Annotated in this window: 23 protein-coding genes and 1 tRNA gene; 9 read left to right on the forward strand and 15 right to left on the reverse strand. The window is 73.3% G+C overall.

Annotation, left to right across the window (positions count from 1 at the left end):
• The first annotated feature begins 69 nt into the window (after positions 1-69).
• Both ACIP5O_RS02985 and ACIP5O_RS02990 read left to right on the forward strand, forming a co-directional pair.
• Positions 70-1,617 carry an alpha/beta hydrolase gene (locus ACIP5O_RS02985; RefSeq protein ID WP_401287806.1) on the forward strand — a complete coding sequence of 516 codons (1,548 nt, stop codon included), beginning with the start codon at positions 70-72 and terminating at the stop codon, positions 1,615-1,617.
• 85 nt (positions 1,618-1,702) lie between these two features.
• Positions 1,703-1,776: transfer RNA gene (locus ACIP5O_RS02990), tRNA-Thr, on the forward strand.
• Here ACIP5O_RS02990 and ACIP5O_RS02995 read toward each other — a convergent pair.
• Positions 1,776-2,831 (reverse strand): helix-turn-helix transcriptional regulator, encoded by a 1,056-nt coding sequence (locus ACIP5O_RS02995; protein ID WP_401287808.1) that lies wholly within the window; start codon positions 2,829-2,831, stop codon positions 1,776-1,778. The genes ACIP5O_RS02990 and ACIP5O_RS02995 overlap by 1 nt on opposite strands.
• 137 nt (positions 2,832-2,968) lie before the next feature.
• Here ACIP5O_RS02995 and ACIP5O_RS03000 point away from each other — a divergent pair, with 137 nt between their 5' ends.
• Positions 2,969-3,364, forward strand: a complete 396-nt coding sequence (locus tag ACIP5O_RS03000; protein WP_356539169.1) for a RidA family protein — start codon at positions 2,969-2,971, stop codon at positions 3,362-3,364.
• 71 nt (positions 3,365-3,435) lie between these two features.
• Here the strand turns inward: ACIP5O_RS03000 and ACIP5O_RS03005 are convergent, their stop codons facing one another.
• The 14 genes from ACIP5O_RS03005 to ACIP5O_RS03070 form a co-directional block, all read right to left on the reverse strand.
• Complete coding sequence (locus tag ACIP5O_RS03005) at positions 3,436-4,821, reverse strand: replication-associated recombination protein A (protein ID WP_401288134.1); 1,386 nt, start codon at positions 4,819-4,821, stop codon at positions 3,436-3,438.
• A gap of 174 nt (positions 4,822-4,995) precedes the next feature.
• Positions 4,996-5,847 carry a PhzF family phenazine biosynthesis protein gene (locus ACIP5O_RS03010; protein ID WP_401287811.1) on the reverse strand — a complete coding sequence of 284 codons (852 nt, stop codon included), beginning with the start codon at positions 5,845-5,847 and terminating at the stop codon, positions 4,996-4,998.
• A 47-nt stretch (positions 5,848-5,894) separates the two neighbouring features.
• Positions 5,895-7,571 carry an asparaginase domain-containing protein gene (locus tag ACIP5O_RS03015; RefSeq protein WP_401287814.1) on the reverse strand — a complete coding sequence of 559 codons (1,677 nt, stop codon included), beginning with the start codon at positions 7,569-7,571 and terminating at the stop codon, positions 5,895-5,897.
• The gene (locus tag ACIP5O_RS03020) at positions 7,568-8,053 is read right to left on the reverse strand and encodes a DUF488 family protein (RefSeq protein WP_401287817.1); all 486 of its coding nucleotides are present in this window, start codon (positions 8,051-8,053) and stop codon (positions 7,568-7,570) included. Before ACIP5O_RS03020 ends, ACIP5O_RS03015 begins: the two co-directional genes overlap by 4 nt.
• A gap of 18 nt (positions 8,054-8,071) precedes the next feature.
• A complete protein-coding gene (locus tag ACIP5O_RS03025; protein ID WP_401287820.1) occupies positions 8,072-9,082 on the reverse strand; it encodes a methyltransferase in 1,011 nt (336 codons plus the stop codon).
• A gap of 146 nt (positions 9,083-9,228) precedes the next feature.
• Positions 9,229-9,639, reverse strand: a complete 411-nt coding sequence (locus ACIP5O_RS03030; protein ID WP_401287823.1) for a VOC family protein — start codon at positions 9,637-9,639, stop codon at positions 9,229-9,231.
• Positions 9,640-9,695: 56 nt separating this feature from the next.
• On the reverse strand, positions 9,696-10,187 hold the full coding sequence (locus ACIP5O_RS03035; protein WP_401287826.1) for a PhzA/PhzB family protein: 492 nt from the start codon (positions 10,185-10,187) through the stop codon (positions 9,696-9,698).
• Positions 10,188-10,278: 91 nt separating this feature from the next.
• Positions 10,279-12,135: an asparagine synthase (glutamine-hydrolyzing) gene (gene asnB / locus ACIP5O_RS03040; RefSeq protein ID WP_401287829.1), complete on the reverse strand. Its 1,857-nt coding sequence runs from the start codon at positions 12,133-12,135 to the stop codon at positions 10,279-10,281.
• A gap of 43 nt (positions 12,136-12,178) precedes the next feature.
• Positions 12,179-12,799 (reverse strand): phenazine biosynthesis FMN-dependent oxidase PhzG, encoded by a 621-nt coding sequence (gene phzG, locus ACIP5O_RS03045; protein WP_401287832.1) that lies wholly within the window; start codon positions 12,797-12,799, stop codon positions 12,179-12,181.
• Positions 12,796-13,143, reverse strand: a complete 348-nt coding sequence (locus tag ACIP5O_RS03050) for a hypothetical protein (RefSeq protein WP_401287835.1) — start codon at positions 13,141-13,143, stop codon at positions 12,796-12,798. Before ACIP5O_RS03050 ends, phzG begins: the two co-directional genes overlap by 4 nt.
• Positions 13,140-15,044, reverse strand: coding sequence for an anthranilate synthase family protein (locus tag ACIP5O_RS03055; protein WP_401287837.1), 1,905 nt, complete (start codon positions 15,042-15,044; stop codon positions 13,140-13,142). The genes ACIP5O_RS03050 and ACIP5O_RS03055 overlap by 4 nt, the downstream gene beginning before the upstream one ends.
• Positions 15,041-15,664 (reverse strand): isochorismatase family protein, encoded by a 624-nt coding sequence (locus ACIP5O_RS03060; RefSeq protein ID WP_401287839.1) that lies wholly within the window; start codon positions 15,662-15,664, stop codon positions 15,041-15,043. Before ACIP5O_RS03060 ends, ACIP5O_RS03055 begins: the two co-directional genes overlap by 4 nt.
• Complete coding sequence (locus tag ACIP5O_RS03065; protein WP_401287842.1) at positions 15,652-16,887, reverse strand: 3-deoxy-7-phosphoheptulonate synthase; 1,236 nt, start codon at positions 16,885-16,887, stop codon at positions 15,652-15,654. The genes ACIP5O_RS03060 and ACIP5O_RS03065 overlap by 13 nt, the downstream gene beginning before the upstream one ends.
• Before the next feature lie 316 nt (positions 16,888-17,203).
• On the reverse strand, positions 17,204-17,803 hold the full coding sequence (locus ACIP5O_RS03070) for a YybH family protein (RefSeq protein WP_401287844.1): 600 nt from the start codon (positions 17,801-17,803) through the stop codon (positions 17,204-17,206).
• 750 nt (positions 17,804-18,553) lie between these two features.
• Here ACIP5O_RS03070 and ACIP5O_RS03075 point away from each other — a divergent pair.
• The 6 genes from ACIP5O_RS03075 to ACIP5O_RS03100 all read left to right on the forward strand — a co-directional run bounded on the left by ACIP5O_RS03075 (position 18,554) and on the right by ACIP5O_RS03100 (position 26,127).
• Positions 18,554-21,295 (forward strand): BTAD domain-containing putative transcriptional regulator, encoded by a 2,742-nt coding sequence (locus ACIP5O_RS03075; protein WP_401287846.1) that lies wholly within the window; start codon positions 18,554-18,556, stop codon positions 21,293-21,295.
• A gap of 523 nt (positions 21,296-21,818) precedes the next feature.
• Positions 21,819-22,847: a LuxR C-terminal-related transcriptional regulator gene (locus ACIP5O_RS03080; protein ID WP_401287849.1), complete on the forward strand. Its 1,029-nt coding sequence runs from the start codon at positions 21,819-21,821 to the stop codon at positions 22,845-22,847.
• Between the two features lie 40 nt (positions 22,848-22,887).
• Positions 22,888-23,538, forward strand: a complete 651-nt coding sequence (locus ACIP5O_RS03085) for a pyridoxamine 5'-phosphate oxidase family protein (protein ID WP_356539139.1) — start codon at positions 22,888-22,890, stop codon at positions 23,536-23,538.
• Positions 23,539-23,672: 134 nt separating this feature from the next.
• Positions 23,673-24,545 (forward strand): diiron oxygenase, encoded by an 873-nt coding sequence (locus tag ACIP5O_RS03090; RefSeq protein WP_401287852.1) that lies wholly within the window; start codon positions 23,673-23,675, stop codon positions 24,543-24,545.
• Positions 24,542-25,480, forward strand: coding sequence for a hypothetical protein (locus tag ACIP5O_RS03095; protein ID WP_401287855.1), 939 nt, complete (start codon positions 24,542-24,544; stop codon positions 25,478-25,480). The genes ACIP5O_RS03090 and ACIP5O_RS03095 overlap by 4 nt, the downstream gene beginning before the upstream one ends.
• Positions 25,477-26,127, forward strand: a complete 651-nt coding sequence (locus ACIP5O_RS03100; RefSeq protein ID WP_401287858.1) for a 4'-phosphopantetheinyl transferase superfamily protein — start codon at positions 25,477-25,479, stop codon at positions 26,125-26,127. Before ACIP5O_RS03095 ends, ACIP5O_RS03100 begins: the two co-directional genes overlap by 4 nt.
• Positions 26,128-26,133: the final 6 nt, after the last annotated feature.

A 26,133-nucleotide genomic window follows, 5' to 3' on the forward strand; every position in this document is an offset into this window, starting at 1 on the left:
CTGGGAACGGCCCGTACGCGACCCGTCACGATTGGACACGTTCCGTACCGGTCCGGATACGCTCCGGGGATGGACTCCAGGCGCTTGCTCCGTACGTCCGCCGTGGCCCTCGCCGCGGCCGGTCTGATCCTCTCCGGCTGCTCGGGCGGGAGCGACGCCGCCGCGCCCCGCGGGACGGCCCAGGGCCGGTCGGCGCCCTCCGCCGCGCCCGAGGCGCTGAAGAAGTTCTACGCCCAGAAGCTGAAGTGGCGCGACTGCGGCGTGACCGGCTTCCAGTGCGCGACCCTGAAGGCCCCGCTCGACTACGCGAAGCCGGAGGCCGGGGAGATCGACCTGGCGGTCTCCCGGGTGCGGGCCACGGGCCCGGGGAAGCGGATCGGCTCGCTCCTGGTCAACCCCGGCGGGCCCGGCGGCTCCGCCGTCGGCTACCTCCAGGGGTACGCGGGCGTCGGCTACCCGGCGCCCGTCCGCGCCCGCTACGACATGGTGGCCGTCGACCCGCGCGGGGTGGCCCGCAGCGAGCCGGTCGAGTGCCTGACGGGCCCGCGGATGGACGCGTACACCCAGGTCGACCAGACCCCCGACGACGCCGCCGAGACCGACGCGCTCGGCGCCGCCTTCAAGGAGTTCGCGGCCGGCTGCGCGAAGCGCTCGGAGAAGATCCTGCCGCACGTCTCCACCGTCGAGACGGCCCGCGACATGGACGTCCTGCGGGCGGTCCTCGGCGACGAGAGGCTCCACTACGTGGGGGCGTCGTACGGCACCTTCCTGGGCGCCACCTACGCCGAGCTCTTCCCCGACCGGGTCGGACGGCTCGTCCTCGACGGGGCGATGGACCCCTCGCTCTCCGCGCTCGACCTCAACCGCGACCAGACCGCCGGCTTCGAGACCGCCTTCCGCGCCTTCGCCGCCGACTGCGTGACCAAGCCGGACTGCCCGCTGGGCACCGGGTCGGTCCCGGCGGCCGGCGAGGCGCTGAAGAAGTTCTTCCGCGACGTGGACGCCGAGCCGCTGCCCACGGGGGAGAGCCGGAAGCTGGGCGAGTCCCTCGCCACCACGGGCGTGATCGCGGCGATGTACGACGAGGGCGCCTGGCCCCAGCTCCGCGAGGCCCTCACGCAGGCGAAGGGCGGCCAGGGGGCGGGTCTCCTCGCGCTCGCGGACAGCTACTACGAGCGCGAGCCGAACGGCGAGTACGCCAACCTCATGGCCGCCAACGCCGCCGTGAACTGCCTCGACCTGCCGGCCGCCTACCGCGGCCCGGCCGACGCCGCGAAGGCCGTCCCCTCCTTCGAGAAGGCCTCCCCGGTCTTCGGCGCGGGCCTCGCCTGGGCGGCCCTCAACTGCACCTACTGGCCGGCCCCGGCCACCGGCCGCCCCCACCGCATCACCGCCGGGGGCGCCGCTCCGATCCTCGTCGTCGGCACGACCCGCGACCCGGCCACCCCGTACAAGTGGGCCGAGTCCCTCGCCGGCCAGCTCTCCTCCGGGACCCTCCTGACCTACGAGGGCGACGGCCACACCGCATACGGCCGGGGCAGCGACTGCGTCGACACGGCGATCAACACCTACCTCCTCGAAGGCACCCCTCCGACGGACGGAAAGCGCTGCTCGTAGGCCCTCCCCGGGGGTGGTCGGAGCACCCCCGGAAACTGTGTAGACTTGGCGACGCCGCTGCACCCACCATGGGACCGCACGGCTTGCCGCCTTAGCTCAGTTGGCCAGAGCAACGCACTCGTAATGCGTAGGTCTCGGGTTCGAATCCCGAAGGCGGCTCAGTGGGAACCCCAGGTCGGACTCGTCCGGTCTGGGGTTTCGTGGTTTTCGGGGTGGTTCCGGGCGGGGTGGTTCGGGGGCGTGTCGGGGCGGGCGTAGCGGGTGGCGATCGTGACGGCGCGTTCGTGCAGGGTGGTGCGCAGCCACTGCGGGGCGAGGACCTCCACGTCCACGGCGTGCTGCCACAGGGCCCATTCGGCGTGGCGGGAGTCCTGGAAGATCACGTTCAGACGCATCCAGCCGTCCGCGTCGGTCTCCTCGGCGCAGACGGCGAGGGCGGTGCCGACCAGGTGCTCGCGGCGCGCCGGGGCCACCCGTACGAGCACGGCGACCTTGTCGCCGCCGGTCCGGAACCGCGCGTTGCGCTCCTGCCAGGCCCGGTCCAGGTCGACCGTGTCCGGGCGCCGCGCCGGTTCGTCGAGCTCCTCGGCGGCCAGGACGCGCGACAGCCGGTACGTGCGGTCCTCGTCGGCCCGCCTGGCCAGCAGATAGCCCTGTTCGCGTACGGTGACCAGGCCGATCGGATCCACGGTGCGCCACTTCGGGGCCTGGCCCACGGCCTCGTAGCGGATGCGCAGCCGGTGGCCCGCGAGCACCGCGCGCCGGACCTCGGCCACGACGGCGTCGGAGAGCTCCTCGGGGGCCACCCGGCGCGAGAGGAGGTCGGTCTCCGGGTCGACGAGCAGGCGCTGCGCCGCTCCGGCCGCGTTGTCCCGCAGGCCCTCGGGCAGGGCGTCGACCACCTTGAGCATGGCCGAGGCGAGCGCCGAGCCGAGGCCGAACACCTGCGCGCCGCGCCGTGATCCGGCGACCAGCAGGGCGAGGGCCTCGTCGTGGTTCAGCCCGGTGAGCGCCGTCTGGAAGTCGGGCAGCAGCGCGAACCCGCCGTGCCGGCCGCGCTCGGCGTAGACCGGGACGCCGGCCACCGACAGCGCCTCGATGTCGCGCAGCACCGTTCGCGTGGAGACCTCCAGCTCGCGGGCGAGCGCGTCCGCGGTCATCCGACCGCGCTGGCGCAGCAGGAGGACCAGGGAGACCAGCCGGTCGGCGCGCATGAGAAAACACTAACGAAATACATGACCATAGGTGTCACGTTTTGTTGGCAGGCTCCTTCACACGGCGTCAGGTCCCGGCGGCTGCCGAGTCGATGGGCGTCCGCAGTGTCAGTGAACCGAACGGAGCAGGTGCGGCAATGGAACGTAACGCGGTCAACCCGGTGTCATGGTCGGTCGACATGGGCTTCAACCAGGGTGAGGTCGTCTCCGGGCACTCGCGCACCCTGTACATCTCCGGCCAGACGGCGATGAGCAAGGAGGGCAGGCCGGAGCACGAGGGCGACATGGCGGCGCAGCTGGCGCTGAGCATCGACAACGTCGAGGCGGTCCTCGCCGAGGCCGGCATGTCCCTGGCGAACCTCGTCCGGCTGAACGTCTACACGACCGACGTCGACCTCCTCTTCCAGCACTACGGCGTACTGGCGGGCCGCCTGGGCGCCGCCGGCATCGCGCCGACCACCACCATGCTCGGCGTGACGCGCCTGGCCGTCCCCGGCCAGATGATCGAGCTCGAGGGCACCGCCGTCGCGTGACGCCCCTCGGAGCGCCGGCCCCACGGACGCGGGGCCGGCGCTCCGGTGTGCCCGGGGCGCGTTCCCGGCGCCTACCGCTCCTCGTCACGGACGCCACGGGCGCCACGGACGGCGCGGCGGAGCCGGGCGAGGCGTTCGCGCAGGGCGCGCTCCCCGCCGTGCTCCGTGGGGCGGTAGTAGTCCTTCCCCACCAGCTCGTCCGGCGGGTACTGCTGCTCCAGCACCCCCTCGGAGGCCCGGTGGGGGTACCGGTAGCCGACGCCGTTGCCCTGTTCCCTGGCGCCCGCGTACCGGCTGTACCGCAGAGGGGCGGGGACCTCGCCGACGGCGCCCGCCCGTACGTCGGCCATCGCCTCGTCGATCGCGGTGATCACCGTGTTCGACTTCGGCGCCGTGGCCAGGTGCACGGTGGCCTGGGCCAGGGCGAGGCGCGCCTCGGGCATGCCGACGAGCTGGACCGTCTGCGCCGCGGCGACGGCGGCCTGCAGGGCCGTGGGGTCGGCGAGGCCGACGTCCTCGCTGGCGTGCACCACCAGCCGCCGGGCGATGAACCGGGGGTCCTCCCCGGCCACGAGCATGCGCGCCAGGTAGTGCAGCGCGGCGTCGGGGTCCGAGCCGCGGACCGACTTGATGAACGCGCTGACCACGTCGTGGTGCTGGTCGCCCTGCCGGTCGTAGCGCACGGTCGTCTCGGCGACGGCCCGCTCCACGGCCGGCACGTCGACCACCGTGCCGCCCGTCCCCGTCACCCCGTCGGCGCTCGCCTCCAGCGCGGTCAGCGCGCTCCGGGCGTCGCCGGCCGCGAGGCGTACGAGGGCGTCCTCGGCCTCCGGGGACAGGGTGACCGCGCCGTCGAGGCCGCGCCCGTCCCGCACCGCCCGGCGCAGCAGCTCGCGGAGCTCGTCCTCGGTCAGGTGCCGGAACCGCAGCACCAGCAGGCGCGAGAGCAGCGGGGACACCACCGAGAACGACGGGTTCTCCGTGGTGGCGGCGACGAGCAGCACGAGCCTGTCCTCGACGGCGCCGAGGAGGGCGTCCTGCTGGGTCCGGGAGAAGCGGTGCACCTCGTCGACGAACAGCACGGTCTGCTGGTGGTGGCGGCCCTGGCGGCGGCGCGCTTCGGCCATCGCGTCGCGCAGCTCCTTGACCCCGCTGGACAGCGCCGAGAGGGCGACGAAGTGCCGGGTGGCGGCGCCGGCGAGCAGCCGCGCGAAGGTGGTCTTCCCGGTGCCGGGCGGGCCGTGGAGCAGGACCGACACCGCCTCCCCGCCCTCCGCCAGCCGCCGGAGCGGCGCGCCGGGACGCAGCAGGTGCGTCTGGCCGACGAACTCGGCGAGCGTGCGCGGCCGCATCCGGGCCGCCAGCGGCCCGCCCGCCCGTACGGGGTCGGCGGGCGGGGGGTCGTCCGCCCGCACGGGCGCGGGCGGGGATCCGTCCGGCGTCGGTGGCGCGAACAGCCCGTCGTCCGGCGTCGGTAACGCGAACAGCCCGTCGTCCTCGGCGGCCCTCACTCCCCCCGCCCTTCGGTACGCGGCACGCCGTGGCGCCCGGGACGGACGGGGGACGGTGCTCTGCTGGACACGCGCGGCGGCCCTTCCTCGGTGGACAGGTCGGTCGTACGGTCCCGGCGGCTACGCGTACAGCGTGCCCCGGGCGACGACCACGGCGGACCCCGCCACCTGGACCGATTCGATCCGTTCCGGCGTCCCCGTCGCGCGGGCGCGCATCGTCGAGGGGCGCCCCATCTCGACCCCCTGGCGGATCTCGATCCACTCCCCGAACGGGATCAGTCCGTGCAGCGCCAAGTGTACGGGGAGCGAGCCCGCGGCCGACCCGGTGGCCGCGTCCTCCACCACGCCGTAGGCGGGCGAGAACATGCGCAGCCGCCACCGGGTGCCGGAGCCGGCGAAGCAGTTGGCCGCCATGTCGGGCAGCCGCGCGAGGATCCGCTGGTCCGGCTCCAGGGCGGAGAGCGCGGGCACGTCGTCCAGGCCGACGAACACGTGCCGCGGCCCGTTGTCGTAGACCTCGACCGGCAGGGTGCTGCCGGTGTCCGTCAGGCCGAGGGCGGCGAGCAGTTCGTCCGCGCGGTCGTAGGGCTCCCGGACGGGCAGGGGCTGCCACATGACGGCCGCGACGGTGCGGCCGTCGTCGTCCCGTTCCAGCTCGAAGACCACGGTGCCCCTGCCGGTCTCCATCCGGAGGTCCTTCGCCGGGTGCGTCCGGCCGAGCACCACGGCCGTGCCCAGGGTGGGGTGTCCGGCGAACGGCAGCTCGTTCACCGGGGTGAAGATGCGGACCCGCACGTCGCCGTCCTCCTCGGCGGGGAGGACGAAGACGGTCTCGGACAGCTGCATCTCCCGCGCGATCCGCTGCATGCGCTCGGCGGAGAGGCCGGAGGCGTCCAGGAAGACCGCGGTCGGGTTTCCTTCCAGCGGAACGTCGGTGAAGACGTCGGCCACCACGTACTCGTACGTACCCATGGGTTCCGTTCTCAAAGAGGGTGTCGGGGCGTCGGGGCGTCGGGGACTCAGTGGGTGTCGAAGAGGTCCTGGTACCGGGCGACCGCCTTCTCGGTGGCCGCGCGCTCGTCGGGGGTCGGGTGGAAGGGGTCCGCGGCCGGGGGCAGGGCGCCGAACCTGAGCAGGGCGGCCATGAGCAGCAGACGCGCCTTGGTGGCCGTCAGGTTGTTGCCCGAGACGAACACCGGATCGGTGCGGTAGGCCATGCCCCCGGTGTTGCCGCGGCCCGTGCGGACCACCGGCATGCCGGCGAAGACGGCGACGCCGAGTGCCGCGTTCCTCGTCGGGTCGGCCATCCCGAACGGCGACATGCCCTCGCACACGAAGCCGGACAGCGGCGCGCGGGCGAGGTTGGCGTCGATCCGGGCCAGGATCTCGACCTCCTCCTCGGCGACGGGCGGGTCGTCGGTGCCGGTCCCGGTCGCCGCGTACCGGCTGTACTTGGTGATCGACACGTACGGCATGGCCTCCGGCACGAGGCCCCCGGCGTCCTTCGTCCCGACGTCGACCGTGCTCACGCCGGTGTCCAGGCGCCCGGTCACGCCGGTCACCCGCCCGGGGAGCACGGTGAGGCGCACGTCCGAGCGGTGGGTGTGCCTGCGGGCCGGGAGGTAGGTGAGCTGCGGGGGGCCGTAGCCGCCGAGGTCGGCGACCACTCCTCCGTGGCCGCCGGTGACCTCGTAGCCGCCCGGCCGGGCGTCGACCTTGGTCACGTCCCGGGCCGAGTAGACGAGCTCGTCGACGATCACGCAGGCGCCGACGCGGTCCTCGCCCCGCTCGTCCAGGGCGACGCCCGACGCGATGAACTTCACGCCGTCCACCACGTTGCGGTCGCCGTCGGCGCTCAGGGACTGGTGACGGCGCTGCGCCGCGTGCCCGACGAGCGGCACCTTCGTGTCGATCAGCAGCCCGAGCCAGTACAGGGTCTCGTCGACGGTCGGGCTCCCCTCCAGCCACTGCACGCCGGCGAACTCGCCCGTGGCGAGTACGTCCTGGACCTGGTTGGTCGCCCGGGCGAGCTCCGCCAGGCCGGGCTCGCTCTGGAGGTGGTACGGGTAGTAGACGAAGAAGTCCCGCCCGAGGCGCTCGGACCCCGGGCCCGTGGTGGGACCGCCGGACGGGGCGGCGCGGAAGAACGCGAAGTCGGCGAGGGACCGCAGCTCGACGGGGGTGCCGTGGTCGGCGAGACCGAACCGCTCGATCTCCTCGTAGAGGCGGCGGGCGTCGGGGTAGAAGGTCTGCCGGGCGGCCTCCGGCGGCGCGTACGGGGCCGCCGAGGTCTCCTCCCAGGCCGATCCGTCGGCCTGCCGCGCCATGTAGGGGAGCGGGTAGAGGCCGTCGGACGGGTCGAGTTCGACGACGTACACCGCGGTGGCGTCGCCGGACGGCCGCTCGGCGTGGAACGTGCCGTCCCCGTCGAGCCAGCCGTCCGGCGGGGCGTACAGCTCCGCCGCGTCCCCTTCGAGCGGGTGCGCGCTGAACGCCTCGACGTACAGCGTCGCGGGCGCCGCGAGCCGCTGGGGGCGCAGGACGTCGCGGCGGTCCGGGCGGAGCGGAAGGCCGTGGCGAGCGCGGGCCTTGTTCGACGTGACCAGGTCCGGGGTGTTCAGGATCGTCGCCGTCGGCCCGGCGAACACCGCGATCCGCGGGCGCGCCGGACCGGCCCGCAGGACGCCGCCCGTCACAGCGGCCTCAGGTGTTCGACGGTGACGCCGTGCCGCTCGGCCAGCCGGCCGGCGATCAGCGACCGGTGGCACGCCTCGGGGTCGCGCTCGACGCAGAACAGCGCCGCGACGCCGCTGTCCGGCAGCTCGTCCACGAGCGGGTCGAGGTCGGCCGGGTCGAGGATCTCGGCGGTGTAGCGCCGGGTGTACTCGGCCGCGAGCTCGCGCCGCGAGCGCTTGCCGACCCCCTGGCGGTCGTCCTCGGCGTACTGCAGGTGGCGCAGCTCGGTGGTCGGGGCGAGCTCGCGGTGGTGCCGGTAGGCGATCCCGGCCCCGGCGAGGGCCGCCTGCAGCCGGAGCGAGTTCGCCCAGGCGTAGTCCGGTCCGCGGACCCCGCGGCGCTGCCGTACGTCGAGCAGCAGGCGCACGTCCGCCAGCCGCAGCCGTTCCAGGAAGGAATCGCCGTCGAATCCGTAGACGCCGATCGTTGCCAGCTTGAACACCGAGGTCTCCTCCTGTCGTTACGCGGGACGCGGAGCGACGATCAGGGCGGTCGTCTCCATGGGCAGCTCCGCGGTTTCGGCGACCTCCAGGCCCGCCCGGCCGAGGAGCCGGGTGATCCGGTCGACGGTGCGGTGCTCGCCGCCCGTCGTCACCAGGAGGTGCAGGTCCCACAGGGCGGGCAGCACGGTGGGGTTCTCGTCCTCGACGAACCGGTCGAGGATCAGCAGCCGGGAGGAGGAGTCCGCCATGGCGCGGCGGCAGTGCTCGAAGACGCGGACGACGGCCTCGTCGTCGTGGCCGGCCAGCACGCGGCACAGGAGGTAGACGTCGCCGCCCGCCGGGACGCCCCGGAACATGTCGCCCGGCACCAGCTCGACCCGGTCCGGGCCGACGGCGGCGGACAGGTGCTCCCGCGCCTTGGGCATCATGTGCGCGAGGTCGAAGAGCGTGCCCCGGGCGTCCGGCGCGGCCCCGAGGATCGTGGCGAGCAGCTGCCCGCCGCCGCCGCCCACGTCCACGACCTTCTTCCCGGAGAAGTCGAAGACCTCGGGCACCCGGTGGAAGAACATGCTGGCGGTGTTCATGGTGGCCTGGAACCGGCGGGCGGTGGCCGCGTCCTGCCCCAGGTAGTCGTAGAACGGGCGGCCGTGGGCCATCTCGAACCCCGAGCTCTCGGTGCCGATGGCGTGGTGGGCGTGGCCCCAGGCGGAGTAGAACTCCTCGCCGTACAGCAGGCACATGTCGCCCAGGGATCCGGGGCCTTCGAGGAGGGCGGCGCTCACCCGGGTGCCGCGGTAGCCCGTGGAGTCGCCGCCCTCGAATATGCCCATGGCCACCAGCAGGCGCATCAGGCGGTGGACGCCCCCCTCGCTCGCCCCGGTCGCCTTGGCCAGTTCGGCGTCGGTGTCGCGGCCGGCCTCGACGTGGTCGGGCAGGCCGAGTTTGACCGCGGTGTAGAGCGCCTGCGCCCTCCAGCCCCCGGTGATGATGTCGACCACGTCCCGCGTGGCCTGCACGTCGACTGTCATGGAGACCTCACCATTCCGACCCGCCGACCGGATCCGGCCGGTCCGCTTCGCCGCGGTGTCCCGCGGCACGACAGGGGTTTTCGGGCGACACGGGTCGCCCCCGACGCGGGCGGCGCCGTCGGGGGCGCCGCCCGCACCGGGCGATCTCAGGGCTGCCGCCGGGTGATGTTGAACATCCAGGTGATGCCGAACCTGTCGACGAGCGTGCCCGCCTCGTCGCCCCAGATCTGCTGCTTGAGGGGCATCGCCACGGTGCCGCCGGCGGACAGCCCCTCGAAGTACGCGCGCAGGCCGGGGTCGTCGCCGCCGAGATAGAGCGCGACGTTGGTGCCCGGGTCGAAGGGGACCCGCTCCGGGACGTCCCAGGCCATCACCGTGAAGCCGTCGGCGGTGGTGAGCGTGGCGTGCATGATCCTGTCGGCGTCGGGCGACTCCGACGAGCCGAAGTCGCCGAAGCTGCCCAGCTCCAGCTTGCCGCCGAGGACCTCGTGGTAGAACTCCATCGCCTCCCTGGCGTTCCCGTCGAAGGCGATGTACGGGTTGAGCCGAGATGTCACCTGGTGCTCCTTGCCGTGGGTGTGGACGGGCGGGCGGGACCTTCGCGACGCATCCCCTAGGTGGGGATCCCGCCGCGGTCGATCTTCGGCACCTCGATGCCCAGCGCGCGCAGCTGCTGGAACGGGTTCATGAACTCGCGCTGCTGCTTGATCCTCCCGTCCTGAAGCAGGAACGAGTGGATGAAGTGGTTCCGGTAGTGGCCGGGCGGATAGGCCGGGTAGAGGATCTTCCCCTCCCCGTCGCACTCGACCCAGAACCGGTTGGGGTCCTGCGTGTCGAAGATCTCGACGTTCTTCCACTCCCAGTCGGGGAACATGCGCAGCGACCACTCGCCGTGCGCCTTGAGCTTCTCGTGTCCCCGGGAGTCGACCGGTTCGCCGGTGTCGCTGGTCCACAGGCCGGCACTGCCGTCCTCGGTGAAGAGCAGGTAGCGCGTCAGCCGGTTCTCGCCCTTGCGGCTCATGTAGTCCGCGACGACGGCACGGTGCCGGGCGCGCAGGTCGAGGCCGGCGTCGGGTCCCTCGGGTCGGGCGTCTTCCGTTCCCATCTTCGTACTCCTCCATCCGTGGTGCGGGCATGGGCGTCGACGTGGGGCGCGCGGCCGTCCCGGTCGTCGGCCGGGACGGCCGGAAGCGGCGTCAGAGCCGCAGCTCGGGCCGGTAGACGTCCAGCCAGGTGCTCAGGTCGAGCACGCGCTCCATGCCGTTGCGGACGTCGATCGGCATGGTGGCCGGGTCCTGCCGCGTGATCTCCTCCAGCCGGCCGCGGTCGACCAGGCCGAAGACCGGGTCGTCGGTCGTGAGCAGCTCCTTGGACTGCTGGAGGAGCGCGCCGGTGTAGTGCGGGTCCAGCGTGGCCGGGTAGGGGGCCTTCACCCGGTCCAGCACCGACCGCGGCAGCAGGTCCGCGGTCGCGGCGCGGAGCAGGCTCTTCTCCCTGCCGTCGAAGGTCTTCATCGACCACGGGGTGTTGTAGACGTACTCGACGAGGCGGTGGTCGCAGAAGGGGACCCGGACCTCCAGCCCGACGGCCATGCTGATCCGGTCCTTGCGCTCCAGGAGCATCCGGACGAAGCGCGTCAGGTGCAGGTGGCACATCACCCGCATCCGCATCTCGTGGTCGCTCTCGCCCTCGGCCCGCTCGACCTCGCCGACCGCGTCGGAGTAGCGGTCGCGGATGTACGCGGGCAGGTCCAGGGCGGCGGTGATGTCGGCGTTGAAGCGGTCGGACACCTGCGCCCGCGCCCCGCTGACGAAGACGGCCATCCAGGGGAAGGTCTGCGCGGCCTGGACCTCCGGCTGGTGGAACCACCGGTACCCGCCGAAGACCTCGTCGGCGGACTCGCCGGACAGGGCGACGGTGGACTGCCGGCGGATGGCCTGGAACAGCAGGTAGAGCGAGGCGTCCATGTCGCCGAGGCTGAGCGGACTGTCCCGCGCGGTGATGACGGCCCGGCGCACGTCCGGATCGGCGATCGCGGCGTGGTCGAGCACGATCGCCTCGTGCCGGGAGCCGACGTGCGCGGCGACCTCGAGCGCGTACGGGGCGTCCGTCGTGCCCCGCAGGTCGTCGGCGACGAAGTCGTCCTCCCGTCCGACGAAGTCCACCGCGAAGCTGCGCACCTTCTCGCCGGGCTCGCCGTGCTCCCCGGGCCGGCCCAGCTTCGCGGCGGCCAGGGCGGTGATCACGCTGGAGTCCAGACCGCCGGAGAGCAGGGTGCAGCGCGGGACGTCGGAGACCACCTGACGGCTGACGATGTCCTCGAGCAGTTCGCGCACGGTGGCGACGGTGGTCTTCAGGTCGTCGGTGTGCGGGCGGGTGGGCAGCGTCCAGTAGCGGTGCTCGCGCAGGCCGGAGCGGTCGACGGTGACCAGGCCGCCCGGGACCACCTCGTTCATGCCGCACCACACGGAGCTGCCCGGCGTCTGGGTGAAGCTGACCAGCTCCCGCAGCCCGGCGAGGTCGACGGCGCGGTCCGCCAGCGGGTTGGCGAGGATCGCCTTCGGCTCGGAGCCGAAGAGCACCCCGTCGTCGGTGCCGTAGTAGTAGAGCGGCTTGACGCCCATCCGGTCGCGGATCATCACCAGCTTCTCGACCCGGGAATCCCAGACGGCGAACGCGAACATGCCGTTGAGCCGTTCGGCGACCCCCTCGCCCCACTCCAGGTAGCCGTGGAGCACGACCTCGGTGTCGCTGCGGGTCAGGAACCGGTGGCCGCGGCGCAGCAGCTCGGCCCGCAGCTCGGTGTAGTTGTAGACCTCACCGGTGTAGGTGATGGTCACCGGTCCGTCGTCGGTGGGCACCACCATGGGCTGGGTGCCGCCTTCGAGGTCGATGACCGCCAGCCGCCGGTGGCCGATCGCCGCGTGCCGGTCGAGCCAGCCGCCGGCGGCGTCGGGGCCCCGGCAGGCCATGGTCTCCGTCATCGCGTCCAGCCGCGCACGCTGCTGCGTCAGGTCCCGGTCGAACGAGACCCAGCCCGTCATTCCACACATCGACTTGCCCTTCTTCCTCTCGGGTCCACGGTCCGGAGCACGCTCACGGCTGGAGCCGGCCCGCGCTCCAGCCGGAACCGCCGCGCTCGTAGCGCAGCCTGCGGTGCAACCGGTCCTCCGGTTCGGCCTGCCAGAACTCCACCGAATCCGGCTCCAGCAGATAGCCCAGCCAGCGGTCCGGGCGGGGCAGCGCCGTGCCGTCCCGGCCCAGCTCGCGGGCCCGCTCGCGCAGCGCGTCCTCGTCCAGGAGCGGCGCGCTCTGGTGCGCGGCCACCGACATCGGGTGCGTGGCGGCGGGCCGCGCCGCCCACAGGGCCTCGGACTCCTCGTCGGGCAGCGGGCGGGCCGCGCCGCTCACGCTCACCTGGCGGCCGGCCTCGCGCCAGTAGAAGACCCCGGACGCCCGTCCCGAACCGGCCAGGTCCCGGCCCTTGCGGCTGTCGGAGTGGCTGGCGAACACCAGGCCCGTCGTACGGATCCCGAGGACCTGGACGATCCGGTTGGAGACGTGGCCGCGGGCGTCGACGGTGGCCAGCGCCAGCGCCCCCGGCTCGCGGACGGCGTCCGCGACGGCGCCGTCGAACCAGGCCCTGAGCAGCGCCATCGGTTCGGCGGGCGGGGCGGTGAACTCCTCGGCGGCCCGGGGCCGGGCCGGGGCGCTCACGACGCCTTCCCGATCGCGTCGAAGGCCAGGCCGCCTTCGAGCGGCCCGCCGGAGTGGGCGCCCTCGACGACGGCCTCGACGTCGGACACCATCCGGACGGCCGGCGGACGCCCGATGAGCTCGGTGGCCCGGTTGGGCGGCATCGGGGCCGTCAGGTCGGCGTCGGAGTCCCACAGCATCACGGCGCCCCAGCGGTCGGTCGCCGGGTCGGAGATCCAGAACTTCAACCGCATGCCGGGGACCTCCGTCCACGGCTCCACGCCCTCGTCGCGCAGGTAGACGCGCAGGGACTCGACGGTCTGGCCGGACCCGGTGAGGTCCCACCAGGCGATGGTGGCTTTCATGCGTTCAGTACCTCCGCGGTCTCCATCAGCGGTACGAGCAGCTCGGCCAGGACGCGCCCGCTGTCCCGGGTGAGCACGGACTCGAGGTGGAACTGCACCGAGCCGAAGTGCGGTCCGCGCAGGGCGTGCACCTCGCCGGTGCCGGGGTCGAGGCAGACCTCCACCTCGCCGACGCCGGGGCACTCCAGCCGGCCGGCCCGCGCGCGGGCCGAGTAGGAGTTGTAGAACCCCACGCGTTCGCGCGAGCCGAACAGGTCGATCTCGCGCTGGACGCCCTGGTTCGGGACGTCCCGGCGCCGCAGTTCGAGGCCGAGGCGCCGGCAGAGCAGCTGGTGGCTCAGGCAGACGGCCAGGAACGGCGCGCGCCGCTCCAGCAGCTCCTCGATGGACGAGGCGAGTCCGGCCATCCTGGGGTGGCCGGCGTCCCGGGGGTCGCCGGGACCGGGGCCCATGACGACGAGGTCGTGGGCGTCGAAGCGGTGGGGCGCGTCGAAGCCGCCGAGCTCCACGGTCAGCCCGAGGGCGCGCAGCTGGTGGGCCAGCATCGCGCTGAAGGTGTCCTCGGCGTCGACGACCAGCGCCCGGCGGCCTTCGAGCACCGGATGGGGCCGCGCGCGCTTCCCGGTCTCGCTGAGCCAGAAGTCCGCGATCGACTCGTTGCGCCTGCCCAGTGCCTCCCGGACCAGCGGGTGTCCGTGGAGCCGCCCGTCGGCGCCCAGCGCCGCGAGCACGCCGGCGGCCTTGGTGCGGGTCTCGGCGACCTCGGCGTCGGGGTCGGAGTGCCGGACCAGGGTCGCGCCGACGCCGACCTCGACGCGTGCGGTGCCGTCGGCGTCCGGGGTCCGGATGTCGGCGGTACGGATGAGGATGGCCGAGTCCAGGGCGCGCGCGCCGTCGGCGTCACGGCCGATGAGGGCCGCGACGCCCCCGTAGTACCCCCGGCCGCGGGGCTCGTAGCGGGCGATCACCCGGCAGGCGTTCTCGAGCGGGCTGCCGGTCACGGTGGGGGCGAACATCGTCTCCCGCAGGATGTCCCGCGGGTCGAGGTCGCTGTGCCCCTCGATGGTGTACTCGGTGTGCGCGAGCCGGGCCATCTCCCGCAGGAACGGCCCGGCCACGCGGCCGCCGCCCCGGCAGACCCGGGCCATCATCTTGAGTTCCTCGTCGAGGACCATGTACAGCTCGTCGGTCTCCTTGCCGTCGGTGAGGAACTCCATGACCTCCGACAGGACCGGTCCCGTGGCCGGGTAGCGGTAGGTGCCGCTGATCGGGGTCATGGCGGCGACGCCGTCGCGCAGGCTGACGTGGCGCTCGGGCGTGGCCCCGACGAAGGTGCGGGTGCCGGTGTGGACGACGAAGGTCCAGTAGGCGCCGCTCTCCCGGGTGAGCAGCCGGCGGAACAGGCTGAGCGCGCTGCGCGTCGAGTACCCGGCGATGCCGGTGACGAACGAGCGCTTGATGACGAAGTTGGAGCCCTCTCCGGTGCCTATCTCGTCCCGGAGCACGGTGCGGACGGTGTCCGCGTAGGCCTCGTCGTCGGTGTCGAAGTGCCCGCCGGTCAGGGTGATCGGCTCGTCCGGCAGCGCGTCGAGCACGTCGGACGTACGGACCAGCCCCTGGTCGGTCACCTCCATCGCCAGCAGCGGCGAGCCGTCCTCGGCGGCGGCGAAACCGCGCTCGGCGACCTGCCGGTGGGGCACCAGGACCAGCGTCTCGTGCCGGGGGCCGTCCGGCTGCCCGGTCCGGTCGGCCACCGGGATGTCGGCGAGCCGGGCCGGGGTGCCGATCCGGCCGAGCAGGACCTCCACGCGGTCCGGGCCCAGGGCCTCGGGACGGTGCAGCAGGGCGAAGGCTCCCGGGTCGGGGCCCAGCACCCGCCGGAGCAGCTCCGTGGGGTTCACCGGAACACCTCCTCCGTGGTCGTGACCACCGAGCAGCGGGCGGCCGCGTACGCGAGGGCCAGCCGGTGGTGGTCGGCGGAGAAGTCGCCGACGGCGTCGGCGACCAGGAACGTCCGGATGTCGTTGGTGAACGCCTCCAGGGCCGTCGCCACCACTCCGACGTGGGCGTACACGCCGCAGACGATCAGCTGGTCGCGGCCCCGGGCACGCAGCTGCGCCAGCAGGTCGGAGCGGAAGAACGCGCTGTAGCGCCACTTGGTGAGCACCCGGTCGGCCGGCGAGGGGGCGAGCTCGGGGACGATCTGGCGGTCGGCGGGGTCGACCCGCATGCCCGGCCCCCAGAAGTCCTTGAGCAGGCCGCGTTCCTCGTCCGTCATGCCGCCGGGCTGCGCGGTGTAGAACACCGGGACGCCGAGCCCGGCGCACCGCTCCCGCAGGAGGGCGCAGTGGCGCACCAGCGGGTCGCGGGTCTCCGGGGCGAAGGGCGCGAGGAAGTACCGCTGCATGTCGTGGACGAGCAGGGCCGCGCGGCCCGGGTCGGGCGTCCACTTCGCCGTGCCGGCGGGCAGTTCGGCCGCCGTCGGCAGCGGATAGGCCGGTATCGGGGCTATGCCCGCCATGGTTCTCCCTCCACTCGGTCCGTCGTCCGCTCCCGCGGAATCCGTTCCCGCGGAATCCGTTCCCGCCAGGCCGCCACCACGGTCCTCGCCTGGCGGGGGTTGAGCCGCGGGTCGCACAGCGTCGTGTACTTGTCGCCGACCCGGTCGGTGTCGTGCGGGGTGTCGGCACATTCGGTCACCGGGTCGGGGGTGGTCTCCAGGTGGATCCCGCCCGGTGTTCCGCCGGCCGCGCGCACGGCGGTCCGGAAGGCGGTGACCTCGCGGACGACCGTCTCCACGACGCGGGTCTTGCGTCCGTCGGCGGTGGTCACGGTGTTCCCGTGCAGGGGGTCGACCAGCCAGATCACCGGGTGTCCCGCGGTGCGCACGGCCCGGACCAGCGGCGGCAGCAGGCCGGCGGCGGCGTCGGCGCCCATCCGGGCGATCAGGGTGAGGCGTCCCGGCTCCTTCCCGGGGTCGAGACGCTCGCAGAGCCCGAGCAGCTCGGCGACCGTCGTCCGCGGCCCGACCTTGCAGGCCACGGGGTTCACCACGTCGGCCAGCAGCGCGACGTGGGCTCCCCGGAGCCGGCGGGTCCGCTCGCCGATCCAGGGCCAGTGCGTCGAGGTGAGCGCGAGCCGGCCCTCCCGGTCCGGTCGCAGCATCGGGATCTCGTAGTCGAGGAGCAGGGCCTCGTGGCTGGTCCAGACGGGCGGGTCGACGCGCGCCTCCGGCGTCGGACAGAGGTGGGCCATGAGCCGGCTCGCGGCGTGGTAGCCGGCCAGCATGCGCCGGGGGTCGGGGCGGCGGGCCTCCGGGTCCGGCTCCGGTCCGTTCACCAGGTGCCCCCGGTAGACGGGGATCTCGACGCCGCCGACCGTCTCGGTCGGCGCCGAGCGGGGTTTGGCGTACTGGCCGGCGATCCGGCCGACCCGCACCACCGGCTGACGGGTGACGGCGTTCATGACGTCGGCGAGTTCGTCGAGGAGGCCCGTCTTGCGCTCCGCGTCCGCCGCGGTGGATTCCGCGGGGTCCTCCGCGCAGTCGCCCGCCTGCACCACCTGCGCCTGTCCGGCGGCGACCTCGGCGAGCCGCTGCCGGAGCCTGCCCAGCGACTCCGTCTCCACGAGCGGGGGGAGGGCGGCCAGCGCCCTCCGGACCCGCTCGACTTCCGCCGGGTCCTCCCACGGGGGCTGCTGCCGTGCGTTCGGGGTGGGTAATTCTTCGAGGGGGATGACGTTCACGTGTGCTCCAAACCTACGGACGGCCGGCGCGTCGATGTCCGCCGGTCGATTCCCGGCGGCCGGTCACCCGTGGGGTTTCCCTTTCCACGGGTGACCGGGCTTTCCCCGGAATGCTTGATCTCCGGACGTCCGGTTTCCGGAATTTCGATTTCCGGAACCTCGATTTCCGGCACGGCGGAGCGGAATTCACGCGTGCGTGACGGGTCCGCCGATCCGCCGGCCGGGCAGGGACGGGACGCCGGGACGGGCCGGGGCGCCGAAGCGGGCCGGGGCGTCGCGGCGGGCCGGGGTGCCGGGGCGGTGGTGAGCGGCCGGGTCAGTGGTGGGCGGCCGTGGGCGCCGGCCCGCCGTGCGGCGGGTACGGGTTGTCCTGGAGGTAGAGCCAGGAGCCGTCCCACTGTTCCTTCACGGTGTCGCAGAAGGCGCCGGTGAAGGTCTCGCGGGTGCCGTCGGCCGCGTTCTGCGTGAGGGTGTAGTCACCCATGATGGACGCCGTGCGGTCGCGCGTCTTGCCGTCCCAGGTGCGCCAGCCTCCGGCGGTCACGGTCTGGCGCGGGTTGACGGTGAGGACGGGATCCGACTTGAACCACTCGATGTAGAACGCCCGGATCGCCGCGTGGCCCTGGACGAGCGACCCGTCGTAGTTGACGACGGCCGCCTCGGGCTCGTGCAGGGCGATGATCCCTTCGACGTCCTTGTTCTTGATCCGCTCGCCCAGGATCATCAGCAGTTCGGCGGGGGTGCGCGCCGCCGTGCGCGCGCCGATGACGTGAGACGGAGCCGGCGTCGTGGTGGTGGCGGCCGGCTTGCTCGCGGCCACCGCCTCGGGCTGGATGAAGCTGGGGCCGATGAAGCTCCCCGTCGTTAAAACAAGGGCCGCGGCGACGAGCGGAAGGGTGTGCTTCATTTTGCTCATGACATCTCTCCCCGTGATGGAGATGGCAATAGGTGAATGCGACGCGTCTACGGCGTCAAGCTCGTCGGTCGGCCACCTTTTGCCATCCCGCCCCCTTGGTCGCGTTCATACAACAGTCCGTGACGGCCCCTGTCAACGCTCATGAAATGCGATGCGCGGAGGCTCCCTATTACGTCGTCCGGAAGGCAAAGCGGAATACCGGACGCACCGTGATGACCTGCGGACATCCCGGCTCTCGGAACACCGACCGGACGGAGGTCGATCACCGTCCGCACCGTGAACCTCTCATTCCGGTGAGCAGAGTGCGTCTCATAAGGGCGGCTTGACACGATATATCCACCCTCAAGCGGTCCGATGAGTGATGCACGTCACATAGGGAGGGGGCAGAGGTGTGATCACTTTCCGTGAACTGGGGCCGCGTCGCGGGTCAATGGCCGGTAAAGGACTCGTAATGCGATCTTGCGCGGATCTTTTCGAAGATCCTTCTGGAGGATCTTCCCGGGCCCCCTCGGAGGACTTCTTGGAGATCTTTTCGAGGGGCCCGGCCGGGGCGGGGTCCTCGCACGCCCCTCCCGAGGCCTCCTGCACGCGCACGCGCGCACGCGCGCGAAGAGGGTTCGCCCTTGCCGGAGGCATTGGTCTAGTCCAAACTGATCATCGACGAAGCCTCTGCAGAGTCGGCCGTGCACGGCCCGCCAGGCCGCCGCCGGTCATGATCGACAGGACGCGGTCATCGATGAGGGGGATGCCATGTCGGAGCGGGCGTCGGCCACGGGGGTTCCCGGGGGTGATCCGGACGACGGGCCGGGGCCGTTCGGCGCGCGGCTCCGGGCGCTGCGCAGACGGGCCGGGCTGAGTCAGGAGACGGCCGCCGCGCGGGCCGGGATCAGCACCCGGGCGCTGCGCGACATCGAGTGCGGACGGGTCCGGCGGCCCCAGGCGCGCACCCTCCAGCGGCTCGCCGAGGCGCTCGGCCTCACCGGCGACGAGCTGGCGGACCTGCTGGCCGCCGCCCGCGCCGGGGCACCGCGCGGCGCCGGCCGGCCGCGGCTCCTCATCCTCGGCCCGCTCTCGCTGCGGCGCGGCCGGACCCCCGTCCCCGTCACCAGCCCGATGCTGCGCCGCCTCCTCGGGCTGCTCGCGCTCAAACACCCCGAGCCCGCCACCCAGCGGGAGATCACCGACGTCCTCTGGCCGTCCGGCCCGCCCAGCTCCCACCAGAGCCTCGTCCACACCTACGTCAGCCAGGTCCGCCGGCTCCTCGAACAGGAGGGCTCCTCGCCCAGCGTCGTCCGGACCCCCGTCGGGTACCTCCTCGAAGCGCCCCGGAACCAGATCGACCTCGGCCACTTCGACGAGCTCCTCGACCAGGCGGAGCGCCTGCACCGCACGCCCGACCCGGCGTCCGCCCACGAGGCGCTGACGCAGGCCCTGCGCTGGTGGCGGGGCCCGGTCCTCGCGGACGCCGACCCGGTGCTGCGCCAGCACCCCGCCGCGGTGGTCGCCAACGAGCGGCGGGTCAAGGCCGTCCTGCTCCACGCCGACACCGCGCTGCTGCTGCGCCGGCCCGAGGAGGCCGTCCCGGTGCTGTGGGACATGGTCAACGCCGAGCCCCTCCACGAGGGCCTGCACGCCCGGCTGATCCTCGCCCTCGCCAGCTGCGGCGAACAGGCCGCCGCGCTGGGCGTCTTCAACCGACTGCGCGACCGCCTCGACGACGAACTGGGCATCGCGCCCAGCGCCGAGGTCCGCGACGCCCACCTGCGGGTGCTGCGCCAGCAACTGCCCCTCGCCCGGCGCCCCGGCCGCCCCGGCCCGCGCCCCGACCGCCCCGCGTCCCCCGGCCGCACCGCCTCCGCCGGTCCCCTCCCGGCCCAACTGCCCGCCACGGCCGGGCCCTACGTCGGACGGCGGCGGCAGATGCGGGAGCTGGACGCCCTCGTCGCGCCCGACCCGGCCGCCCGCGCACACGTGATGGCGGTGGTCGGCGCGCCCGGGGTCGGCAAGACCGCCCTCGCCAAGCACTGGGCGCACGCCCGGCGCGACCACTTCGAGGACGGGCAGCTCTTCGTCGACCTGCGCGGCCACTCCCCGCTCCCGACGCTGCGCCCCGGCGACGTCCTCGCGCAGTTCCTCCGCGCCCTGGGCGCCCCGCCCGGCGGGCTGCCCGCCGACGAGGACGAGGCCGCCGCGCTGTACCGCACGCTGCTCGCCGACCGGCGGATGCTGATCGTCCTCGACAACGCGCGCGACGCCGAACAGGTCAGGCCGCTCATCCCCGGCGCCCGGGGCTGCGCCGTGGTGATCACCAGCCGCAGCCGGCTCGCCGGTCTCGTCGCCAGCGACGGCGCCCACCAGCTCGTCCTGGACGTCCTCGACCCGGAGGAGGGCCGCGGGCTGCTCGCCGCCACCATCGGCGAGAGCCGGGTCGCGGCCGAGGAGGAGGCGGCCCGCAGGCTCGTGCGGGTCTGCGGCGGCCTGCCCCTCGCCATCCGGATCGCCGGGGCCAACCTGCTCGCCCGCGACGTCCGCATCGCCGACCACTGCGCCGCCTTACCCGGCGACGACATGCTCAGCCGCCTGCGCGTCGAGGGCGACCGGCGCTCGACCGTACGGGCCGCCTTCGACCTCTCGTACCGCGCGCTCCCGGCGGCGGGCCGGCGGATGTTCCGGCTGCTCGGCCTGATGCCGGGGCCCGACCTGACCGTGGGCGGCGCCGCGGCCCTCGCGGACACCACCCCGGCCGAGGCGGCCGGACTCCTCGCGGCCCTGACCGACGCCCACCTCGTACGGGAACGGGCGGCCGGCCGGTTCGGACTCCACGACCTGCTGCGCTCGTACGCCCGCGAGCTGGCCGGCCGGGAGGAGGCGCACGCCGCCCGGCAGCGGCTCTTCGACTGGTACCTCCACCACGCCGACGCGGCGGCCCGGCTGCTCCACCCGGCGGAGGCGGCCGTGTCCGCCGGGGCGGCCGCGCCCTCGGCCGCGCTGGTCTTCCCGGACCACGGCGAGGCCTCGGAGTGGCTGGAAGGCGAGCGGGAGAACCTGGCCGGGGCCGTCCTCCAGGCGTCCGGAACCGGCTTCACCACCGTCGCCTGGCGCCTGGCCGAAAGCCTCCACCCCTACCTCTCGACGAGGATGTACACGGGCGACTGCCTCAAGGTCGCGACCGCCAGCCTGTTCGCCGCCGTCGCCGACGGCGAGCCGCGGGCCCAGGCCTCGGCCCAGCTGCGGCGCGCCGAGTGCCACCGGGCGCTGGGGAACGACGCGCAGGCCCTGGAGCTGTTCGGCAGCGCCCTGGACCTCGCGCGGCAGGCCGACTGGACCGAGGGCCAGGTCCTCGCCCTGCGCCGCATCGGCGCCGCGCACCAGGAGAACGGCTCCGCGCGCCTGGCCTCCGGCTACCTCTCCCGGGCCCGCGAACTCGCCCGGAGCGGGGCCGGGACGGGGCCCGGGGCCGACGCCGCCGAAGGTCTCGACCTGTCCGGATGACGGCCCACCGGTGAGGCGTTTTTCAGCCAACTACCGTTTTGTTGCGGGAACTTGAACGTGCGGAAGGACAAGTACTCCGGCAGTTGCCACAGTTCTGCCGGTTGCCACGGGCATACCGGCGGCGGGCGCCGGAACCACAGGTGGGCACCGGTGCGCCCGTCCCCGGGCGGGCTTCCGGAGGCTGCCGGTCCTCTGGCCCGGCTGTAGGGGGCCGCCCAGTCCGGGGCCATACGGTGTGGCCGCACCGCAAAGCCGTTGCCCGAAGCGATCCCGAAGCGATCCCGAAGCGATCCCGAAGCGATCCCGAAGCGGTCGTGAAGCGGTCGTGAAGAGATCCAGAAGCGATCCCGAAGCGATGCGTACGCAATCCAGAACCGATCCAGAACCGATCCAGAACAGATCCAAAACCGATCCAGAACCGATCCAGAAGCGTTCCGGAGCCGCCGCCCCCCCGGACGGGCTCCCGCGCCGTTCCCGCACCGTTCCCTGCCGACCACATCCGTGCGACCAGAACGAGGTGACGATGGAAACCGCGACACAGATCCCACGCCAGGAGGCCCGGAGGGCCGCCCCCGTGGACGAGTTCGTGGTCACGTTCTACGAGCGGGCCGTCGGGCGCGCCGACTTCAGCCCCGCCGGGATCGCCGAGGAGCTGGGCGTCCCGCGCCACCGGGCCGAACAGGCGGTCGGCGTGCTGCGCGAACTGCGCCTGGTCAAGCCCGCCGAGGACGGCACGGGCCGGCTGGTCGCGGTCAGCCCGGAGGCCGCCCAGATGGAGCTGCTCGTCCCCCTGGAGCGCGAGATCCTCGACGGACGCCGCCGCCTCGCCGGGTTCAAGGGGCAGCTCAGCTCCTTCGCGGCCGCGTTCGAGAAGCAGTCCCGGGCCCGCGCCGAGTCGGTGGTGATCACCGACGACCGGGAGGAGATCGAGCTGCGCCTCCTCGAAGCCGCCCAGGCCTGCACCACCGAGGTCCTGGTGATGCAGCCCTGCGTGGCCCGCGAGACCCCCGAGCTGCGCCTGGCCCGCCCCCTCGTCCTCGACGTGCTGCGGCGCGGCGCGCAGGGCCGGATCCTCTACCCCCACACCGCCCGCGGCGACTCCGACACCCGCGCGCACCTCGGCGAGGTCCTGCCCGCGGGCGGCCGGGTGCGCACCACCAAGGAGGTGCGCGACCGCTTCCTGGTCTTCGACCGGAAGACGGCCTTCATCCCGGCCGGCGAGGGCGAGGCCATCGCCGTCGTCTACGACGGCGCGGTCGCGTCCTTCCTCGCCGGGCTGCACGCCCGGGTCTGGGAGTCCGCGTTCGACTTCGACTCCGGGGCGTCCGGCTACGCCGGGACGATGGGGGACCTGAAGGCGACCCTGCTCGACCTGCTCGCCTCCGGCGCCAAGGACGAGGCCATCGCCCGCCGGGTGGGCATGTCCGAGCGGACCCTCCGCCGCCACGTGGCCGCGATCATGCAGGAGCTGTCGGCCGGCAGCCGCTTCCAGGCCGGCGTCCTCGCCGCCCGGGCCGGCCTGGTCGACCTGTCCCTGGGGAGCGCCGCGTGAGCCGCTACGACCACGTCGACCCGTCCCCGGGGAGCCCCGCGTGAGCCGCTACGACCACATCGCGTACACCCCGTCCGTACGGAAGGCCCAGGAGGAGATGGGCAGCGCCACGGCGGCCGGCCGGCGCCTGCGGGAGCCGGACGGCGGGCCCGAGCCGCTCACCGCCGACGCGGCCGGCTTCATCCGCGGCCTGGACGGCTTCCTGTTCTCCAGCGTGAGCGAGAGCGGCTGGCCGTACATCCAGTTCCGGGGCGGCCCGCCGGGCTTCGTCCACGTCCTGGACCCGCGCACCCTCGCCTACCTGGACGTCCGGGGCAACCGGCAGTACATCACCACCGGCAACCTGCGCGGCGACGACCGGGTCGCGCTCTTCTTCATCGACCACGCACGCCGGACCCGCCTCAAGCTGTTCGGCCGCGCCACCGCCGTGCCGGCCGGCGAGGACCCCGCGCTCGCCGCGCGCCTGGACGCGACGCGCACCGAGGGAACGGTCGAACAGCTCGTCACCGTCCGGGTCGAGGCCTTCGCCTGGAACTGCCCCAACCACATCACCCCCCGCTTCAGCCAGGAGGAGCTCTCCGAGGCCCTGGCGCCGGTCCGCGGCCGTCTCGCCGCCCTGGAGGACGAGAACGCGGCCCTGCGCGCGGAGCTCGCCGCGCTGCGGGGGGACGGCGGTCCGCCTTCTCCGTGAGGCCCGGGAGGTCGTTGCGCCGCTCCGTCCACTGACCGAATTCGGCAGCCGGTTCCGGGCATTGAGGGGACCCCTCCCCGGGGCCCAGTCTGGAAACAGCGAAGAACCCTCGAAGCGAACGGAGAAATCGCGCGATGGTCAGCGACGTGATCGACCGCAACGACCGGTTCCGGGGAATTCTGGACCGGCTCGCCACCAAGTCGATCGACGACTACTACAACCCGTACCGGCTGTTCGAGTGGCCGGACCGGCTCCCCGAGGACATGTGGTGGATGAGCCCCGAGCTCACCACCACGTACGGTACGGAATGGGCCGAGAAGCTCACTCCGCAGCAGCTCCACGCGCTTTCCAAGCACGAGAGCATCAATTTTTACAGCCTCAACGTGCACGGCATCCGGGAACTGCTCATCGAGGTGGTCAACCGGATCCACACCGCCGGTTTCGAAACGCCGTCGGAGTTCTTCCACCACTTCATCGGTGAGGAGAACGAGCACATGTGGTTCTTCGCCGAATTCTGCCTCCGTTACGGCGGGAAGATCTACCGGCAGCCGGCCGGCGGCGCGGAGGCGGCCGCCCCCTCGGACAAGATCCAGAGCCTGCTGGTCTTCGCCCGCATCCTGATCTTCGAGGAGCTGGTCGACCACTTCAACTCGGCGATGGCCGAGGACGAGCGGCTGCACGAGACGATCCGCGGCATCAACCGGATCCACCACCAGGACGAGTCCCGGCACATCGCCTTCGGCCGCGAACTGGTCAACCTCCTTCACCTGGACCTCAAGAAGACCGCCACAGAGGAGGAGCTGGACCAGGTCTCCACCTATCTGCGCCGCTACATGAAGCACAGCTTCGAGTCCCTCTACCACCCCCAGGTCTACCGCGACGCCGGCCTGGAGCGCCCGCACGAGCTGCGCCGGGCCCTGCTCGAATCCCCGGCCCGCGCCGAGGCCGAGCTGCGCACCTTCCGCAAGACCGCCAAGTACCTGGAGAAGACGGGAATCGTCCGATGAACCGCCTGACCGGGAGCGACGGAGCCCCCGCCCTCGCCATCCTCGGGCCCGGGGCCACCCGGCTCGTCCGCGAGCTGGACGGGGTCTTCGCCGGCTGGGGGCTCGCGGACGGCGCCGAGGAGATCAGCGCCCCGCCGCTCTTCCCGGTGACCGACCTGGAGAAGTTCGACGTCTACACCAACTTCCCCCACCTCGCCTGGGTCGCCGGTTCGCTCGACCTGACCGAGGACCAGTTCAAGCCGGTGGAGGGGAGGTTCGGGCCCGGCGCGGTCACCGAGGCGCGGTACGGGCTCCCGCACGCCACCTGCTACGGCGCCTACCTCTTCCACGAGGGCGGGCAGGTCGCCGACGACGCCCTGGTGACCCTGGTCAACCGCTGCTTCCGCAACGAGGACCACTACGGCGGCCTGCGCCGGCTCGCCAGCTTCCAGATGCGCGAGGTCGTCGCGCTCGGCGGCTTCGAGCACACCCAGCACGTCCTCGCCCGCTTCACCGGACGCATCCAGGCCTTCGCCGCCGCGCTCGGGATCGAGCTGGGCAGGGAGGCGGCGGGCGACCCGTTCTTCCGGAACGACGGCGGCCGCGCCCTGATGCAGAAGCTCAGCCCGGTCAAGTACGAGTTCCAGTACGGCGACCTGGCGATCGCCTCCGTCAACACCCACCGCAACTTCTTCGGCGAGCGCTGCGGGATCCGGCTGGAGTCCGGCGAGCACGCCTACACCTCCTGCGTGGCCTTCGGCCTGGAGCGCTGGCTCGCCGTCCTGACGGAGCACTTCGAGGAGGACCTCGACGCGGCGCTCGACGCGGTACGGGTTGCCGCCGCCGAGCTCGCCAAGGGTGCCGCCACCGCGGGTGCCGCCGCCACAAGCAGCGCCGCCACGAGCACCGCCACGAGCACCGCCACCGCGGGTGCCTCCGCCGTCGAAGCGCCGTGACCCGGCCCCTGATCGGCGTCGACCTCGTCCCCCTCTCCCGGGTCCGCGACCTCCTCGCGACCGGATCCGGCCCTGGTCCCAGCACCGACCCCGGTCCCGTAACCGGTCCCGACCCCGGCACCAGCACCGACCCCGGTCCCGTAACCGGACTCGGCCCCGCAACCGGTCCCGACCCCGGAACCGCCCCCGGAACCGACCCCCACCCCGCACCGCTCCTCACCCGCCTCCTCTCCACCGAGGAGCTCGCCGCCTCCCGGACCCCCGACGGCGCGCCCGACCCGTCGGGGATCGCCGGGCGCCTCGCCGCCAAGGAGGCCGTCTTCAAGCTCCTCGGGTCCGTCGGGAAGCCCGTCCCCTGGCAGGGCATCGAGGTCCTGCGCGGCCCCGGCGGCCGGCCCGGGGTCCGGCTCTCCGGCCGGGCGGCCGAGCTGGCCCGTACCGCCGGGATCGGCCCGATCGACGTGAGCATCAGCCACGACGCCGGCTTCGCCATCGCCGTCGCCGCCGCCACCACCCCGTACGACCGCACCACCCCGTACGACCGCACCACCCCGTACGACCGCGCCTCCCCGTACGACCGCGCCTCCCCGTACGACCGCACCACCCCCGCACGACCGCACGACCGCCCCGTTCCGCTGGAGCAGTGACCCCGA

It is taken from the genome of Streptomyces sp. NPDC088915 (genome assembly GCF_044749825.1).
Taxonomy (GTDB): Bacteria; Actinomycetota; Actinomycetes; order Streptomycetales; family Streptomycetaceae; genus Streptomyces.

Bases quoted from the DNA above. Each gene is read 5' to 3' on its own strand.
- ACIP5O_RS03060 (WP_401287839.1), bottom strand. From the start codon at position 15,664: ATGGCGGGCATAGCCCCGATACCGGCCTATCCGCTGCCGACGGCGGCC.
- ACIP5O_RS03010 (WP_401287811.1), bottom strand. From the start codon at position 5,847: ATGGGTACGTACGAGTACGTGGTGGCCGACGTCTTCACCGACGTTCCG.
- ACIP5O_RS03050 (WP_401287835.1), bottom strand. From the start codon at position 13,143: ATGAAAGCCACCATCGCCTGGTGGGACCTCACCGGGTCCGGCCAGACC.
- ACIP5O_RS03090 (WP_401287852.1), top strand. From the start codon at position 23,673: ATGGTCAGCGACGTGATCGACCGCAACGACCGGTTCCGGGGAATTCTG.
- ACIP5O_RS03070 (WP_401287844.1), bottom strand. From the start codon at position 17,803: ATGAGCAAAATGAAGCACACCCTTCCGCTCGTCGCCGCGGCCCTTGTT.
- ACIP5O_RS03035 (WP_401287826.1), bottom strand. From the start codon at position 10,187: ATGGGAACGGAAGACGCCCGACCCGAGGGACCCGACGCCGGCCTCGAC.
- ACIP5O_RS03075 (WP_401287846.1), top strand. From the start codon at position 18,554: ATGTCGGAGCGGGCGTCGGCCACGGGGGTTCCCGGGGGTGATCCGGAC.
- ACIP5O_RS03000 (WP_356539169.1), top strand. From the start codon at position 2,969: ATGGAACGTAACGCGGTCAACCCGGTGTCATGGTCGGTCGACATGGGC.
- asnB (WP_401287829.1), bottom strand. From the start codon at position 12,135: ATGTGTGGAATGACGGGCTGGGTCTCGTTCGACCGGGACCTGACGCAG.
- ACIP5O_RS03025 (WP_401287820.1), bottom strand. From the start codon at position 9,082: ATGACAGTCGACGTGCAGGCCACGCGGGACGTGGTCGACATCATCACC.
- ACIP5O_RS02995 (WP_401287808.1), bottom strand. From the start codon at position 2,831: ATGCGCGCCGACCGGCTGGTCTCCCTGGTCCTCCTGCTGCGCCAGCGC.
- ACIP5O_RS02985 (WP_401287806.1), top strand. From the start codon at position 70: ATGGACTCCAGGCGCTTGCTCCGTACGTCCGCCGTGGCCCTCGCCGCG.
- ACIP5O_RS03080 (WP_401287849.1), top strand. From the start codon at position 21,819: ATGGAAACCGCGACACAGATCCCACGCCAGGAGGCCCGGAGGGCCGCC.
- ACIP5O_RS03095 (WP_401287855.1), top strand. From the start codon at position 24,542: ATGAACCGCCTGACCGGGAGCGACGGAGCCCCCGCCCTCGCCATCCTC.